General features: G+C 72.7%; 14 protein-coding genes. 6 read left to right on the forward strand and 8 right to left on the reverse strand.

The window, feature by feature from the left end; all coding sequences use genetic code 11:
* The first annotated feature begins 8 nt into the window (after nt 1–8).
* Entirely contained in the window at nt 9–683 is a 675-nt protein-coding gene (locus AB0F98_RS00555; RefSeq protein ID WP_357726415.1) for a hypothetical protein, read from the forward strand.
* Nucleotides 684–692: 9 nt separating this feature from the next.
* Here AB0F98_RS00555 and AB0F98_RS00560 read toward each other — a convergent pair whose 3' ends face one another.
* Nucleotides 693–1,658, reverse strand: a complete 966-nt coding sequence (locus AB0F98_RS00560) for an SDR family NAD(P)-dependent oxidoreductase (protein ID WP_357726418.1) — start codon at nt 1,656–1,658, stop codon at nt 693–695.
* Between the two features lie 82 nt (nt 1,659–1,740).
* On the opposite strand from AB0F98_RS00560, the gene AB0F98_RS00565 reads away from it, so the two are divergent.
* A complete protein-coding gene (locus tag AB0F98_RS00565; RefSeq protein ID WP_357726421.1) occupies nt 1,741–2,652 on the forward strand; it encodes an AraC family transcriptional regulator in 912 nt (303 codons plus the stop codon).
* 128 nt (nt 2,653–2,780) lie between these two features.
* Nucleotides 2,781–3,731, forward strand: coding sequence for a TAXI family TRAP transporter solute-binding subunit (locus tag AB0F98_RS00570; protein WP_357726424.1), 951 nt, complete (start codon nt 2,781–2,783; stop codon nt 3,729–3,731).
* A gap of 40 nt (nt 3,732–3,771) precedes the next feature.
* Here the strand turns inward: AB0F98_RS00570 and AB0F98_RS00575 are convergent, their stop codons facing one another.
* From AB0F98_RS00575 to AB0F98_RS00585, 3 genes are all read right to left on the reverse strand, one after another.
* Complete coding sequence (locus tag AB0F98_RS00575; protein WP_357726427.1) at nt 3,772–5,223, reverse strand: HAMP domain-containing sensor histidine kinase; 1,452 nt, start codon at nt 5,221–5,223, stop codon at nt 3,772–3,774.
* Between the two features lie 9 nt (nt 5,224–5,232).
* On the reverse strand, nt 5,233–5,892 hold the full coding sequence (locus tag AB0F98_RS00580; protein WP_357726430.1) for a response regulator transcription factor: 660 nt from the start codon (nt 5,890–5,892) through the stop codon (nt 5,233–5,235).
* Nucleotides 5,893–6,069: 177 nt separating this feature from the next.
* Nucleotides 6,070–6,381 carry a hypothetical protein gene (locus AB0F98_RS00585; protein ID WP_076470118.1) on the reverse strand — a complete coding sequence of 104 codons (312 nt, stop codon included), beginning with the start codon at nt 6,379–6,381 and terminating at the stop codon, nt 6,070–6,072.
* Nucleotides 6,382–6,518: 137 nt separating this feature from the next.
* Between AB0F98_RS00585 and AB0F98_RS00590 the strand changes: the two genes are divergently transcribed.
* Together AB0F98_RS00590 and AB0F98_RS00595 are read left to right on the forward strand one after the other, a co-directional pair.
* Nucleotides 6,519–6,857, forward strand: coding sequence for a DUF952 domain-containing protein (locus AB0F98_RS00590; RefSeq protein WP_357726434.1), 339 nt, complete (start codon nt 6,519–6,521; stop codon nt 6,855–6,857).
* Between the two features lie 165 nt (nt 6,858–7,022).
* A complete protein-coding gene (locus AB0F98_RS00595) occupies nt 7,023–7,565 on the forward strand; it encodes an acyltransferase (protein WP_357726437.1) in 543 nt (180 codons plus the stop codon).
* Between the two features lie 99 nt (nt 7,566–7,664).
* Here the strand turns inward: AB0F98_RS00595 and AB0F98_RS00600 are convergent, their stop codons facing one another.
* From AB0F98_RS00600 to AB0F98_RS00615, 4 genes are all read right to left on the reverse strand, one after another.
* Nucleotides 7,665–9,410, reverse strand: a complete 1,746-nt coding sequence (locus tag AB0F98_RS00600) for a CDP-glycerol glycerophosphotransferase family protein (protein WP_357726440.1) — start codon at nt 9,408–9,410, stop codon at nt 7,665–7,667.
* A gap of 202 nt (nt 9,411–9,612) precedes the next feature.
* Complete coding sequence (locus AB0F98_RS00605) at nt 9,613–10,896, reverse strand: nucleotide sugar dehydrogenase (protein ID WP_357726444.1); 1,284 nt, start codon at nt 10,894–10,896, stop codon at nt 9,613–9,615.
* Between the two features lie 4 nt (nt 10,897–10,900).
* Nucleotides 10,901–12,469, reverse strand: coding sequence for a glycosyltransferase (locus AB0F98_RS00610; protein ID WP_357726447.1), 1,569 nt, complete (start codon nt 12,467–12,469; stop codon nt 10,901–10,903).
* A complete protein-coding gene (locus AB0F98_RS00615; RefSeq protein WP_357728956.1) occupies nt 12,466–14,031 on the reverse strand; it encodes a glycosyltransferase family 4 protein in 1,566 nt (521 codons plus the stop codon). The genes AB0F98_RS00610 and AB0F98_RS00615 overlap by 4 nt, the downstream gene beginning before the upstream one ends.
* A gap of 282 nt (nt 14,032–14,313) precedes the next feature.
* Between AB0F98_RS00615 and AB0F98_RS00620 the strand changes: the two genes are divergently transcribed.
* The gene (locus AB0F98_RS00620) at nt 14,314–15,642 is read left to right on the forward strand and encodes a hypothetical protein (protein WP_357726450.1); all 1,329 of its coding nucleotides are present in this window, start codon (nt 14,314–14,316) and stop codon (nt 15,640–15,642) included.

Genomic DNA, 15,642 nt, shown 5'->3' on the forward strand with positions numbered 1-15,642 from the left:
CACCTCCGTTGGCCCGCGAACCCGCCCTACTCGAACGGCCGCGCCGCACGGCGACGCCGCCCCCGCTGGACTGGCTGACCCTGGCCGACGCGTTCGAGGCCGCCTGCCTGCTGCGCTGCATGCCACCGCCGGCCGGATCCCGCCCGCAACGCGCGGCAGGCCGGTTTCCGGCCTCGACGGTGGAGTTCAACCGGGAGGACGCCGCCCAACGGATGCGGCAGCTGCTGGAGCGGCTGGACGTTCCCGTCGAGCACGATATGACCTTCGGTGGCCTGCGCCGCCGCTACGAACTGCACCGGCTCCGGGTGCCGCCGACGCACCGCGTGCGCTACTCGCGTCTGATGGAGGCCGGTTGGTGGCAGGGACGCCGCGAGCTGCTCGCCGCTCCGGTGCCCGGCGCGTCCACTCTGCGCCGGATCTGGGTGCCCCGGCTGGCCGCCGCGGCCTGGCGCTCGGCGCTGCTCGCCGGAGGGCGGCACGTCCGCCGGCACATCCTGGGCGTACGGCTCACCGACCGGGAGTTGGCCGCCGTGCTGATCCGCAGCGCCGCCCTGCTCCGCGTGCCGGCGGAGCTTCGACCGGGCACCGGCTGCTTCCTGGTCAGCGTGGCCGACGGCCCGGACCGGCGCCGGATCCTCCAGCACACCGCGCTGGCGCCGGCGCCGGCCGCCGAGTCGGCCTGACCGGGGCGGTCAGCGGGACTTCAGGGCCTGCTCCGCGTACGCCCAGAGGCGGTCGGCCGCCGCCGGGTCCAACGCGTGCGCGGCCACCCCGTGGGTCGCCTCGGGGCCACCGGCCACCACCTCGGTCTCCTGGTTGTCGGTGAAGTACCGGCCGGTGATCCCTTCGAGCAGTGGGGACGCCGCCAGCAGCACCGTGGTCGCCGCTCCCTGCGCGGGTGTCTTGTAGTACGGCAGGTCGATCCGGTTGCCCGCCTCGTCCAACACTCCGAACGACCGCAGCGTCTCCTCGGTCATGTGGCGCTGGAGGTTGGTGTTGATGAACCCGGGGTTGAGCGCGTTGGCGACGATGCCGTCCGCGGCCCACCGCTTGGCGATGCCCACGGCGAGCAGCACGTCCGCGCTCTTCGACCGGCCGTACGCCGACCACGGGTCGTACGGCTGCCGGGCGAACTGCGGGTCGTCGAAGTCGAACGGCTCCCGCCGGTGCGCGCCGGAACTCACGACGACCACCCGGGCCGAGCCGGCGGCGCGCAGGTTGTCGTGCAGGCCGCGGGCGAGCGCGAAGTGGCCGAGGTAGTTGGTGCCGAGCTGGAGTTCCCAGCCCTGCGGGGCGAGCTGCCGGGTCGGGATCGCCATGATCCCGGCGTTGGCGACGAGCGCGTGCAGCGGGCCCTCCCAGGCCGCGACGAACGCGTCCACCGAGGCCAGGTCGGCCAGGTCGAGGGCGACCGCCCGTACGACGCCGGGGCCGGACCCGGCGAACTCGGCCACGATTTCGTCGGCGCCGGCCGGGTTGCGGGTGGCGACGGTGACCTCCGCCCCGGCCCCGGCCAGGGCGCGGACGGTCTCGACGCCGATACCGGAGGCGCCACCGGTGACGATCATCCGGCGACCGGTGAGGTCGACGCCGTCGAGGATCTCGGCGGCGGTGGTACGGGCGTTGAACGGGGTGCTGAGTCGTGTCTCGGCGGTCATGGTAGCCACGCTACGAACGAACTCTCGGACTGTCTGTATTTTAGAGTCCGCCACCCTTTAGTCAGCGTCCAGAGGAGCGTACGTGGACCCGTTGGAAGACGTGCTCGCGCTCGTCGGCGCGACCAGCCAGCTCTCCGCCGCGCTGGCGGCCGGCGGCCGCTGGGCGGTCCGCTTCGACCCGCCGGCCGGCGTGAAGTTCAACTCCGTGCGGCGCGGCGGCTGCCTGCTACGGGTCGACGGCGTGCCCGAGCCGGTGGTCCTGACCGCGGGCGACTGCTTCCTGCTGACCAGGCCGCGGGCGTTCACCCTGGCCGGTGACCCGGACATCCCACCGGTACCGGCCGGGCCGATCTTCAAGGCGGCCGTCGACGGCGTGGCCCGGGCCGGCACCGGGACCGACGTGTTCCTCATCGGCGGCGCGTTCTCCTTCACCGAACGCGCCCGTACCCTGCTGCTGGACGCGCTGCCACCGGTCATCCACGTGCCCGCCGCGACGCCGGAGGCCGCCACCGTGCGCTGGGCCGTCGAGGAGATCGACACCGAGCTGCGTGGAGCGCCGCTCGGCGGCACCCTGGTCGCCGAGCATCTCGCCCTGGTCATGCTGATCCGGGTGCTGCGCCTGCACCTGGCCCGCACCGGCGGCTCCGGCTGGCTGGCCGGCCTCGCCGATCCGGTGCTCGGCCCCGCGCTGCGGGCGATGCACGCCCGCCCCGCGCAGCCGTGGACCGTGGCCGAGCTGGCCCGGGTCGCCGCGGTCTCCCGGTCCACGCTGGCCGCCCGGTTCAAGGAGGTCGTCGGCCGGGGCCCGTTGGAGTACCTCACCGGCTGGCGGATCGAACTCGCCGCCGACCGGATCCGCCGCGGCGACGACACCCTGGCCAGCATCGCCCGGGCGGTCGGGTACGGCTCGGAGAGCGCGCTCAGTGTGGCGTTCAAGCGCACCACCGGTCTGTCGCCGCGCGCCTACCGCAGCCGTTTCACCCTGGCCGGCTGAGCTTCCCGAGCGGCCGCCGAGCCGGCACCGGGCACGCCGGGTGAGCGCCACATCGAGCCGTACGGCCAGGCGACACCCGGAGCGGCGGGGGTTGCGCCGGCCCGGACGCCCGGCGCACAGTGCAGCCCGTGAGTCGTACCTGGCCCGGGCGCGCCGCCCCACCCGCAGCGCTGCTGGCGGTGCTGCTCGCCGTGACCGTCGGCCTCGCCGGATGCCGGGACACGCCCGGCGAGCCGGTGACGATCCGGATCGCCACGGGCAGCCCGACCGCCGTCTACCACGCGTTCGGTGAGTCGCTGGCCGCCATCCTCAACCGGGAGCTGCCCGGGGTTCGGGCCAGTGTCGTGGTGACCGCCGCCTCGGCGGAGAACGTACGCCTGGTCGGCTCCGGCGAGGCCGAGCTCGGTTTCACCCAGGCCGACGTGCTGCCGACGGAGCCCGGCGCGGACCCCCGGGTGGCGGCGATCGCCCGGGTCTACGACGACCAGTTGCATCTGGTCGCGTCCGGTGTCGGCCCGGTGCACACGATCGCCGACCTGCGCGGTCGGCGGGTCTCCCTCGGCCCGGCCGGCTCCGGGACCGAGATCACCGCGACCCGCCTGCTGAACGTGGCCGGGCTGAGCGGCGATCTGATCCAACGGGCTCGGCTCAACCTGGACGAGTCGGTGGCCGCGCTGCGATCCGGTCGGATCGACGCGTTCTTCTTCTCCGGCGGCCTGCCGGTGCGGGCCATCGCCGACCTGGCGGCGGGCAGCCCCACCCGGATCATCGACCTCGGCGACTGGACCGAACCGCTGCGGGAACGCTACGGGGAGGTCTACGTCTCCCGGGACATCCCGCGCTCGGTGTACGGGGTGGATCCGGTCACCACGGTCGCCGACCCGAACTTCCTGATCGTCCGCACCGACCTGCCCGAGTCACTGGTCCGGAGTGTGACCCGCCTGCTCATGGAGCGACGCTCGGAGCTGGCCGCCGCGCACCCCGCGGCCGGACGGATGAGTCCCCGCTCGGCGATCGCCACCTCGCCGCTGCCGCTGCATCCCGGCGCGGCCGCCTGGTACCGCGCGGCGAAGCCCTGACCCGGCGCCGGTAGCCGCCCGGCGGTCGAGGTCGACCGGCCTACTGCTGCCGCGCGACCGGGACCGCCGTCGGCAGCCGCTGCGACACCGGGTGCGAATCGGGCCCGGGCGGCTTCGGCCCCTCGTCCGGACCGGGAAACCAGAGCCCGGCGACCAGGCCACGGGGCTCTGCCGCCCGCATGGTGAGCCGCCCGTCCGACGCGTCGATCAGCACGGCCGCGATGGCCAGGCCGAGGCCCGCGCCGTCCACGTTCTGCACGTCCGGCGCCCGCCAGAACCGTTCGGTCGCCTGGCCGAGCTGACTCGCCGTCATCCCCGGCCCGTTGTCCCGCACCTCGAGCGCCACTCCCCCGTCGCAGGTCGCCACGGTCACGGTCACCTCACCGCCGGCCCCGCTGAACTTGACGGCGTTGTCGATGAGCGCGTCGAGCACCTGGTCCACGGCGGTCGGGACGGTCCGGGCGTACGCCGGCGCGTCGCGGGTGACGAGGCCGAGCGAGACCGACCGGTGGCGGGCCAGCGGTCGCCAGGCGGCGACACGGGAGGCCGCCACCTCGGCCGCGTCGACGGTGACCCGCTCGTTCTCCTGACGCTCGGCGCGCGCCAGGGTGAGCAGCCCGTCCAGCACCAGCGCGAGCCGGTCGGTCTCCTCCAGGGCCAGCCGGTGCTCGGTCCGGCCCTGCGCGTCGGTCAGGCTCGGGCCCAACTCCTCCACCCTCAGCCGCAGCGCGGTCAACGGGTTGCGGAGCTGATGGCTCGCGTGGGCGACGAAGGCACGCTGGCGGTCCATGACGTCCGACACCGCGTCCGCCATGGTGTTGAAACTGGCCACCAGCCGGCGCAGTTCCGGTGGGCCGAGGTGATGCTGCACCCGGGCGCTGCGATCCCCCTTGGTGATCTCGTGGGTGACCGCGTCCAGCTCGGTGACCGGGCGCAACACCCAGCCGGCCAGGCCGAAGGCCGTCAGTACGCAGGCCAGCACCGCGAGCATGCCGATCCCGGCGAGCAGCAGCCACCAGGTGGTGACGGTACGGCGTAGCGTGGCGGACGGACTGGCCGTGACGACCGCCCCGAGCACCTCGCCGCCGTCGTTGATCGGCACGGCGACGATCACCGGCCCGCGCAGCCACGGCCACACCGACTCCGGGCCGCTGACCTGCTGCCCGGCGAGGGCCGCGTCCCGCGCCTCGGTCGTGCCCGCCGCGGCACGCCAGCTCGTCGAGGCGACCACGATGCCCCGGTCCCGGTCGACGACGACCGCGCCGATGCCGTACAGCTCGTCGTAGCTGCGCAGCTCGCTCCGGAGCGGTCCGGCGCTTCCGCCGCGCAGCGCCGGCCCGGCGAGCGACGCGAACCGGGTGGCGTCGGCGAGACGGTCGGCGCGTACCCGGTCGGTCTCCCGGGTGGCCAGGATGAGCGCGAGCGGGGTCTCCAGCGCGATGAGGACCAGCACCATCAGCAGCAGGTAGCTGATCACCAGCCGACGACGCACCGGTCCACCTCACTCGTTCCGGAGCCGGTAGCCGATGCCCCGTACGGTCTCGACCAGCCGAGGATCGCCGAGCTTGCCACGTAGCGAGCCGACGTGCACCTCGACGGTGTGCCGGTCGGTCCACGTGGTGCCCCAGGCGTCGAGCAGGATGCGGTCGCGCGGCACCGCCACCCCGGGCTGCCGGGCGAGGGAGAGCAGGACGTCGAACTCCTTCCGGGTGAGCGTGACGTCCCGGCCGTCGACGGTCACCGTACGGGCCGAGACGTCGATGCGTACCGAGCCGGTCTCTATCAGGTTGCGTTCCGGCGCGGCCTGCGCCGTACGACGCAGCACCGCCTCGATCCGGGCCTGCAACTCCACCATCGAGAACGGCTTGACCACGTAGTCGTCGGCACCGAGTCGCAGGCCGAGCACCCGGTCCCGCTCCTCGCCCCGGGCGGTGACCGCGATGATGCCGAGCTGGCTGCTGCGCCGACGCAGTTCCCGGCACAGGTCGGTGCCGTCCCCGTCGGGCAGCGTCAGGTCGAGCAGTACCAGGTCGCACGGGGCGGCGGAGAGCGCCGCGGCGACAGTGGCCGCATGTTCCACCTCGTAGCCACGGCGGCCCAGCGCGGACGACAGAGCGGCGGCCACCCGACGATCGTCCTCGACCAGCAGGATCCGCACCATGCCCCCATCCGTCGAACCGTTGGTCCTGGGAATGGTGGCAGATAGGCCGGTGCGGGCGGGAGGGCCGCCCCGGTGGCAGGCCGCACCGGACGGCCGAGGCGTGGGCGCGGCCGGCTCGGCGACGGTCCCGGGGTGGGGCGCCCGGGACAGGTGTGGGCGCCGGTCCCCGGCCGGTGGTCAGAGACCGAAGGTGTCGTCTCCGACGGCGTCCCGTACCCCGTCCAGGAAGCCCCGGAAGGCCGGGTCGTCGTGGCTCGCCGGCACGCTCGTGATGTTCTCCCCGGTGGCCTGGGTGACCGCGTCGACCAGGGGCGGGTAGTCGAGTTCCGCGTCCCCGAGGGAGTCGTCGTCCCCCTCGGCCAGGTTGATCACGTATTGCACGTCGTCGGAGGAGGTGTCCGGGTCCTCGGCCCATTCGCCGCCGGCCTGGTAGCACTCGTCGTACAGCGCACGCTGGCTGTCGGTCCAGTCGTCGTCGTAGTTCCGCATCGCTCACCCCTCCGCGACCCGCTCCGCCTTCGAGCATGCCGGGCCGGGCGTGCGCGCCGGGCCGGTACCGGGGAAACGGGTACCTGGGGCGTCGCCGGCCGGACCTGACCCGCGGGCGTCCCGCGTACGCTGCACAGGTGATCTACAAGCTGCTGCCGACGACCGAGTGGGACGACGCCCGTGCCGCCGGGCACCTGAACGGCACGGCGGTGGACCGCCAGGACGGGTTCATCCATCTGTCCGGACCCGATCAGCTGGTGGAGACGGCCCGCCGGCACTTCGCCGGGGCCACCGGGCTCACCCTGCTCACCGTGGATCCGGCCCGGCTCGGCGACCGGCTGCGGTGGGAGCCGTCGCGCGGCGGGCAGCGGTTTCCGCACCTGTACGGCCCGCTGCCGGTGGCGGCCGTGGTCGAGGCGCGGGCACTGCCGGCGGACGTGCCGGCCGTGGACGCGGTGGCCGCGCTGATCGGTTGACGGCCCGCTATGCTACGCCGGGTCCCGCGCCCCGGCCCGCACGCTGCGTCCCGCCGGGCGCGCGGCTGCCCCGATCCGCGCGGCCGCCGACCGGTTCCGGCGCCCGCCGGCGCGGCTCACCGACGGCGCCACCGGCGCACCCTGCGACCCGATGCGAGTTGAAGGATGACTGACAACACTTCCCCGGCACCCTCCGTCTTCGTCCACCCCACCGCCGACGTCGAGGAGGGCGCGCAGGTCGGCGACGGCACCAAGGTCTGGCACCTGGCGCACATCCGGTCGTCGGCGAAGGTGGGTGCCGGCTGCGTCATCGGCCGCAACGTGTACGTCGACGCGACCGTCACCGTCGGCGACCGTGTCAAGATCCAGAACAACGTCTCGGTCTACCAGGGTGTGACCCTGGAGGACGAGGTCTTCGTGGGCCCGAGCGCCGTCTTCACCAACGACTTCCGGCCCCGGGCCCAGAACCCGGACTGGACGATCACGCCGACCGTGGTGCGGAAGGGTGCCTCGATCGGCGCGAACGCGACCCTCGTCTGCGGTGTGGAGATCGGCGAGTACGCGATGATCGCGGCCGGCTCGGTGGTGACCAGGGACGTGGCACCGTACCAGCTGGTGGCCGGCAACCCGGCCCGGCCGAAGGGCTGGGTCGACGAGAAGGGCGAGGTCATCTCCCGCGACGTGGCGAACCCGCCGCGGCGGGACTGAGCCCGACGACGACGGCCGGCGATCAGCTCACCGGCCGCCAGATCACGAAGACGCCGGCGGCCGGTGAGCGACAACGCTCACCGGCCGCCGGCGTGACGATCAGGCGCAGAGGCGGACGATCTCCATCCGGAAGCGCTCCATCGGGTTCGGCTCGTCCGGGCCGAGCAGGTAGGCCTTCAGCTCACGCCGCGCCTCGGCCATCGGGTCGTCGCCGGAACGGGTCTGGTCGAGGATCTTCCCCAGCTCACCGCAGTCCGCCGAGAGCAGGTAAGCCGCGCGAGCCGTCGGGAACGAACGGCGGAACTCGTCCTCCGGCAGGCCCGCCGGGTTGGCGACCACGTACGGCCGCTGGCTCTGCACGAAGTCGGAGACCACACTGGACACGTCGCTGATCAGCAGATCGGTGACGTTGAAGCAGTCGAACAGGGCCGGTACCCGGCCGGTGACGACGAGGTGGGCGTCGCCGGCCAGCGACGTGGCGTCCGCCTGCCCACCGGCCGCCCGGATCATGGCGACGATCCGGTCGTTGGCCGCCTGCGCCTTCTTCCAGCGGCTGCCGGTGAGCGGATGCGGTTTGTAGATCACCCGGACGTTCGCGGCGAGCAGGCCCGACACGATGCGCTCACCCATCGCCACCAGCGACGTGTGGTACGGGTCGTCGTCCAGCCAGCCCTCCCAGGTGGGCGCGTACAGCACGGTGAACCGGCGGCCCGTCGCGCCGGAACCGAACGTGTGGACCCCCGCCAACTGCGGCCGGCCGACCTCCACGATGTCCCGGTCGAGCACGCCGACATCGGCCCGTGCGTACCGTTCGCGGCCGGCGGGGCCGGCCACCCACACCTCGTCGTACACCTTGCTGTAGGGGTTGACGCTCGCCTGCTTGTCGCTGTCGCCATGACCCACGAAGACGTGCTTGACACCCGGCTCCCGGAGCAGGTGGATGTTGGCACCCACGTTCGCGGCGTAGAGGGCGACGCGGACGGAGCTGAAGTCGAGGTTCATGAAATCGACCCCGGCGGGGACGCACACCACCGGCAGCCGAGTTTCGGCGAGCGCATGGAAGGCGTCCTCGTGCCGGAGCAGCACCACGGCGCGACGGCCCGTGGCCTCCACGGGAGCGAGCCACATGTTGGCCTGGTACACGTCCTTCGCGGGGCCGGCGAAGTAGAGCGCGACCTCGGGGCGCTCCCGGTCCATCCACGCGTGCACCACCGGCAGGATCCCCGGCGCGCGGCCACGACCGCGCACCAGGGCGAGCGCCAGTACGGCCCCCGCCACGATCCCGGCGACCAGGGTCACCAGGCCGGCCACCAGCACAGGCGAGACCCGGTCGACGAGCGCGGCCACCACGGCCGCCGGCAGGAGCAGGAAGTTGAGCAGTGGCATCCGCAGCCCGGTGACCCGAGTGGCCCAGCCGGGCGGGACCGGCACCCGCTGCACCGAACCGAGGTCGATGTTGCGGGTGAAGGCGGGCGTGGCGGCCCGTCCGTCGACGACCCGGCCCAGGGTGGTCGTGCCGACCGCCACGGTCCAGAGCGCCGCCGGCAACAACAGGACCCCGACTGTGGCGGCGACTCCGGGGCGTACGGCGGTGACGGTCAGCAGAACGGCGGAGAGGTCGCGGACGATCCACCGCCAGACCGAGCCGAGACCGGCCTTCTCCAGCAGCTCGCCCGTCTCGGCGAAGCGGACGGCCAGGCCGAGCTCACCGGCCAGCACGATCAGCGCGGCGACCGCGAACGGGATCACCCAGCCCAGAGCCCCGGAGAGAATCATGATCCCGTAGGCCAGCAGGGTCACGCCGACGACGGCTACTCCCTGCTGGCTACGTACTCTGCTGAACAACGACACACTCCCCTGTCTGCTCATCATGAGATGAGGTCCGATACGGGTCGCTGCGACCTTAAACGGGGCAAGTGCCACAGGTATTACCGGGGTGTCCGACGGGTGGATGACGAGTGACGGCCGTCGCGCCGGGTGCGCCGGAAGTCACGCAACGCGACGGGCCCCGACCGAAAGGTCGGGGCCCGTCGACGGGTCCGTCAGGTCAGCCGCCGATTACCACCCGGCGCACACCCTCCCAGCGGGAGGGGTCGGTGACCCGGCGACCGTCCACCAGAACGGTCACCCCCGGCAGGTCGGCCGCGGTGAGGCTGCGGTACTCGGTGTGGTCGGCCTGGATCACGGCCGCGGCCACCGGCTCGCCGTCGTACGCGGGCAGGCCGTGCGCCACCAACTCCTCGTTCGTGTACATCGGGTCGGAGACGTACGGCTTCGCGCCCCGCCGACGCAGCGCCTCGACAGTCGGGAAGACGCCGGAGAAGGCGGTCTCCTTGACGCCACCGCGGTAGGCCGCCCCCAGCACGAGCACGCCCACACCGGTCAGGTCGCCGTACGCGGCGGCGAGCAGGTCGACGGCGTACTCCGGCATGGCCGCGTTGGCCTCGCGGGCGGAGCGGACGACCGTGGCCGACGGGTCGTTCCAGAGGTACATCCGCGGGTAGATCGGGATGCAGTGCCCGCCGACGGCGATGCCGGGCTGGTGGATGTGGCTGTACGGCTGCGTGTTGCACGCCTCGATGACCTTGGTGACGTCGACGCCGACCGTGTCCGCGAAGCGGGCGAACTGGTTGGCCAGACCGATGTTGACGTCCCGGTAGGTCGTCTCGGCGAGCTTCGCCAGCTCCGACGCCTCGGCCGAACCGAGATCCCACACACCGTTGGCGCGGTTGAGGTCGGCCCGCTCGTCGAAGTCGAGGACGGCCTCGTAGAAGCGCACGCCGTGCTCGGCCGACGCCTCGTCGATGCCGCCGACCAGCTTCGGGTAGCGGCGCAGGTCGGCGAAGACCCGGCCGGTGAGCACCCGCTCCGGGCTGAAGACCAGGTGGAAGTCGGTGCCGGCGGTGAGGCCGGAGCCCTCCTCGATCATCGGGGCCCAGCGGTTGCGGGTCGTGCCGACGGGCAGCGTGGTCTCGTAGCTGACCAGGGTGCCCGGCTTGATTCCGCGGGCGATGGCCCGGGTGGCGTCGTCCATCCAGCCGAAGTCCGGAACCCCGTCGGCGTCCACGAAGAGCGGCACGACCACGACGACCGCCTCGGACTCGGCGACCGCGGCGGCGGTGTCGGTGGTGGCCGACAGCAGCCCGGCGGCCACCACCTCCTTCAGCTTGACGTCCAGGTCGGTCTCACCGGGGAACGGCACGGCACCGTCGTTGACCAGCTGGACGACCCGCTCGGAGACGTCGGCCCCGATTACACGGTGCCCTTTCGAGGCGAACTGCACGGCGAGCGGCAGGCCGATCTTTCCGAGCGCGACGACGGAGATGTTCATGGAACTACTTTCCTCCAGAGGGCCAGATTCGGCGCAGGCGGGCAAGGACCCGGCGGGGAGTCACCGGCGTGATAACGACGATCACCTGGCCCTTGTGGTTCGTGCTGGGCGTGACGAGGTGGACCCGGACGCCGCGGCGAACGAGCAGTCGAGGCGCACCGACCCGCCGGTCGGTCCGCATCGGCGCGGAGCCGGTTCCGCCCATGGCGGTCACCTCGACCCTCGCCACCCGACGCTCCCCGTTCGGCGCGACGTCCGCGAGCAGCCGGTCCAACGCAACTTCCGTCCGTACGACGGTACCGGGCCCACCAGCGGCGACCGACGTCACACCGGCGACGTCACCGACGTTGACCCGAACCGCCTCGGCGGGCAGGTCGGCCAGCTCCGCCCAGCGGCTCTGCGCGTTGATCACGAGCGTCCGCTCGCCGGCGGTGTTCCGCCTCCACTCCAACCGGGTCGCCGTGAGCGTGGCCAGCACCTTCGCGGAGTCGTCGGTCACGTCGTACCACTCGTCGGGGTAGCCGAGCGACGGGTCGCGGAAGCCGACGTAGTGGGCGTACCAGCGGCCACCCTCGACGCTGATCTCTGGTGGTGTCTTCTCGGCCTGCTGCCGGATCAGGTCACGCAGCCGGTCGAGCTCGGCGTCACGGGCGACGGCCAGCCGCAGGCGCAGATCGGGTGCCAGCCGAGCCAGGATGTGATCGGTGAGGTACGCCTCGGCGAGCTTGCGGATCCGGTCGTGGACGCGCTCCTGGACGTCGGCACCGAGGTCGAGCAGTTCCGGCCGGAGGAGCTTCGCCACCTCCCAGCTGAAATGGCGCAGCAGGACCGCGTCCCGCCGCGGCCCCGGCTCGATCAGACCGGCGACGAAGCCGACCAGTTCCTCGGCGCAACGCACCCGCTCCTCGAAGCGGCTCGCGTAGGTGATGTTCTGTGCGTTGTCCCGTTTGACCGCGTAGTAGTACTCGTAGTCGGCGAGGACGGAGATCTTCTTCGCCCGGAAGCAGGCCTCCAGCGTGAACGGCTGGTCGCTGCCCATCGGCATGTCGGTGCGGTAACGCAGGCCGTGCTGCTCGATCAGGTCGCGGCGGAACAGCTTGGTGTTCGACAGCGACCACGGCAGCTGACTGTCGAAGAGGTCGACCCGCTCCTGCGTCTGCGCGTAGACGGCCTGGTGCACGTAGCGCTTGTTGGTGCCGACCATCCGGCCGAGCACCACGTCGGAGTCCCACCGGTCGGCCGCGTCCACCAGACGCTCCAGCGCCTCCGGGCCGAGGTGGTCGTCGGAGCCGATGAAGAAGACGTACCGACCGCGGGCGTGGTCGAGGGCACGGTTGCTGGGTGCCGCCGGGCCACCCGAGTTGGGCTGGTGCAACACCCGGATCGTGCCGGGGTAGCGGTCGGCGTACCGGTCCAGCTCGACTCCGCTGCCGTCGGTGGAACCGTCGTCGACCGCGACGACCTCCAGCCGATCCAGCCCGATGCTCTGACCTACCAGCGAGTCCAGGCAGGCCGTCAGGTACGGCATGGTGTTGTAGACCGCGACCACCACGGTCACGTCGGGCGCGGTCATCCGCCCACCGCCACCGAGGTCGGTGCCGGGCCCGCGGCGGGCGCGGCCGGTCGGGGCGGGGCGTCGGGCAGCAGCCGGGAGTAGACGGCGTCGAGCACCTCCGCCTGTGCCTCCCAGGTCCACCCGGCCAGCAGTCCCGGCCGGTCGTACGCGGCCCTATAACGCGAAGGGTCGGCCAGCACCGCGCTGACCGCCCGAACGAAGTCCGCCACATCCTCGGCCATGAACACCTCACCCTGTCCGGTCTCGCGGACAGTCTCGGCCATGGTGCGCACGTCGGAGACGACCAACGGAAGCCGCGCATGTGAATACTCGAAGAACTTGGTGATCAGGGCGATCTCGTGATTCGGCCAGTGCTGGATCGGGATCACCCCTACCTGCGCCCCGGACAGGAACGGCACCACCTGGTGATGCGGCACGTACGGCAGCAGGTGCACCCGCTCGGCCACGCCGAGCTCCTCGGCCCGGCGGACCAGGCCCTTGACGTACGCCGACTGCGGCTTGTTGATCACGAACGCGACGTGCGCCTCCGGCAGCCGAGGCAGCGCCTCGACCATCACCCCGAGTCCCCGCTTGGCCGCGGCCACCCCGCTGTAGACGAGCAGCGGGGTGCCCGGCCCGATTCCGCAGAGCGCGCGGATGTCCGGTACCGGCTCGGCGGAGTCCACCGGCGCCGGCTCCAGCGCCGGCGCGTTGAGTACGACCGCGGGACGCTCCGCCAGCCCGTGCTCGTGTTGCAGCAGATCGGCGAGGCCGCCTGAGACGGTCATCGCGGCATCCGCGTACGGCACGTACTCCCGCTCGTGGCCGACGTTCCCCGGCAGCCACCGGGCGTTGTCGCGCCACGGCTGCACACCGGGCAGGTACTCGTGGGCATCCCAGACCAGCGCGATCCGCCGGCCCTTGGCGGCGGCCCGGATCTTGGCACGGGCTCCGACGCCGATCATGCGGAAGTCGTTGGCATGGATCAGGTCCGGTGCCAACTCGTCGACCACCGGACCGTAGGCGAGCTCGTAGTCCCACAGGCCCGGCTCCAGGCGGCGCCAGGCGCCGTCGCCGCGCAGCTGCTGCCAGAGGCGGGTGTAGGCCCGGTCCCAGGGGCTGGTGAGCTTGCGGCTCTTACGGGCCTGGGCGAGCTGACGGTTGCGGAATCCGACCCACTTCCTGGTCAGACCGGCGAGCTTCTCCTCCGCGCGGAGCAGGTTCCAGGAGAGCCCACCGGGAGCCGCGCCCTGCTCACGGGCAGCGGTGTTGAGCAGGGCCCGCCGAACCTGCAGGTCGGCACGCCAGGCCTTCATCGCCTGGGCACGGTGCGCCGCGATACCGGTGGCGGGATAGGCGAGCGGCCGGCGCAGCCAGACGCGCCGGAACTCGTGCCGGCGAGTCGCCAACGGCTCCGGCATCGGAACAAGTCGGACCTCGGCGTCGCCGAGCCGCCAGCTCTGCGGCTGCCCACCGGCCGGCGCACGCCCGAGCAGGACGACGTCCCAGCCGGCGGCGGCAGCGGAGCGAGCCGCCTTCTGCACTCGGGAGTCCCCATTGACGCCGTTGTCCACCAGCATGACGACCCGCCCCCGGGCACCCGGAATCCCGGCGCCACCGTTGAGCTCCATCGTGTGCTTCTCCGCCTCTCCCCAACGGGCCGGGGCACCGGTCCGAGATCCCGAGCGATTGTACGAGAAGAATGCCCCGAGACCGCTCGCGTCGTACCCGTGTGCGGGGGGCAACCCCGGCCGGGCGATCCGGAGCGTACCCTCCCGGCAGACGTTCCGACGCGCACGTGGTTTGGGTGGTTCACGAGCGCCTCGTGCCCTTGTCCCAGCCGGTAGGGGAAGTGTGGCCAGATGTCCGAGAAGTTGACCCCTGGCGAGCCGCGGTCAGGCCCGAGCAGGCCGGGTCCGCGCCCTGTCCGCCACGCCCTCACGCGGCTGACCCGCCCCCGCCACGTCCTGTGGCTGCTGACCGTCGTCGTCCTCGCCGGCCTGCTCTGGTGGGTCCGCTGGGAGACCTCTCCCCAGCACGCCTACCCCGACACCTACTGGTACGCGCGTCAGGCCGCCACGATCTCCGGCCGGTCGACGCCGGAGGCCGACAACTTCGCGGCCGAGCTGGTCTGCCGCTACGGCATGCCGAGCCCAGGGCCCGCAGCCTGCGCACCGGAGACCCGGCGGTGGGCGGACGGGATGCCCGCCCGGTACCAGCGGATCTTCACCACCCGTCCGGGGTACTCGTTCGTGGCGGCGCCGCTCGTCCGGTTCTTCGGCGAGCGCGGCCTGGTCGCGGCCACCGCGCTGCTCGCCGTGCTGGCCGGCGTGCTGGCCGCGCTGGCCGTACGGCTGCTCGGCGGCGGAGCGGTCAGTTCGCTCTTCGCGACGCTGCTGCTGTTCCTGCTGCCGACCGGATTCTGGCTGACCCGGCTGCTGGGCGAGGCGGGTGCCACCGCGTTCGCGCTGGCCGCGCTCTGCGCCGCCGTACCGCTGCTGCGGACGACCTCGACAGGCGGCACTCGCCGCGTCGCCGCCATCGGGATGCTGGCCGCGCTGCTCGCGGCAACCGTCACCAAGCCGGCCACCGGGCTGCTGCTGTCGCTGGCGCTGACGGCCGCGGGCGCGGTCCTGCTTCTCTGGCGACGCGGAGCCGGTCGGAACGGGGGGCTACTGCTCTTCACCGCGGCCACGGCGGCGGCCTCGGTGGTGTGGCTGGGACTCAGCGCGGCGCTGCACATCCCGGGCGCGTCAGAGACCCTTCAGGACAAGTTCACCGTACATTTCACCCGTCCCGACGTCCCTGACCCGTGGAGCCGGTTGCTCCAGCTCAATCAGGAGTTCTGGCCGACGCAGCTCAACGACTGGTGGAACGCCGGCGCGCCGTTGCAGGCATCCACCGTCCTGGCGGTGCTGGTGATCGGCTACGCGGCGCTGTTCCGCGCGCTTCCCGTACGAACGGCCGTGCTGTGGGCGACGACCGGCGCGACCGGCCTGCTCACCCTGGTGGCGCACCCGAAAGCGTCGGAGGCCGACCGCCTTGCCCTGATCATCTGGCTGCCGGTGGTGATCGGCGTGGCGCTGCTGATGGGAGCCCGTTCCCGAGCGCCGCGGCCGGACGCCGAGCGGGTCGCGGAGCCCGCAGCGACAGGGGCGACGGCGACGACCGTGAAGGCCGGACCGGTCTGA

The organism is Micromonospora sp. NPDC023737 (assembly GCF_040639715.1).
GTDB lineage: Bacteria > Actinomycetota > Actinomycetes > Mycobacteriales > Micromonosporaceae > Micromonospora.

What these genes read in the sequence shown, in the direction of transcription:
- AB0F98_RS00560 (WP_357726418.1), bottom strand. Translation starts at nt 1,658, where the DNA reads ATGACCGCCGAGACACGACTCAGCACCCCGTTCAACGCCCGTACCACC.
- AB0F98_RS00580 (WP_357726430.1), bottom strand. Translation starts at nt 5,892, where the DNA reads ATGGTGCGGATCCTGCTGGTCGAGGACGATCGTCGGGTGGCCGCCGCT.
- AB0F98_RS00585 (WP_076470118.1), bottom strand. Translation starts at nt 6,381, where the DNA reads ATGCGGAACTACGACGACGACTGGACCGACAGCCAGCGTGCGCTGTAC.
- AB0F98_RS00595 (WP_357726437.1), top strand. Translation starts at nt 7,023, where the DNA reads ATGACTGACAACACTTCCCCGGCACCCTCCGTCTTCGTCCACCCCACC.
- AB0F98_RS00605 (WP_357726444.1), bottom strand. Translation starts at nt 10,896, where the DNA reads ATGAACATCTCCGTCGTCGCGCTCGGAAAGATCGGCCTGCCGCTCGCC.
- AB0F98_RS00610 (WP_357726447.1), bottom strand. Translation starts at nt 12,469, where the DNA reads ATGACCGCGCCCGACGTGACCGTGGTGGTCGCGGTCTACAACACCATG.
- AB0F98_RS00615 (WP_357728956.1), bottom strand. Translation starts at nt 14,031, where the DNA reads ATGCTGGTGGACAACGGCGTCAATGGGGACTCCCGAGTGCAGAAGGCG.
- AB0F98_RS00620 (WP_357726450.1), top strand. Translation starts at nt 14,314, where the DNA reads ATGTCCGAGAAGTTGACCCCTGGCGAGCCGCGGTCAGGCCCGAGCAGG.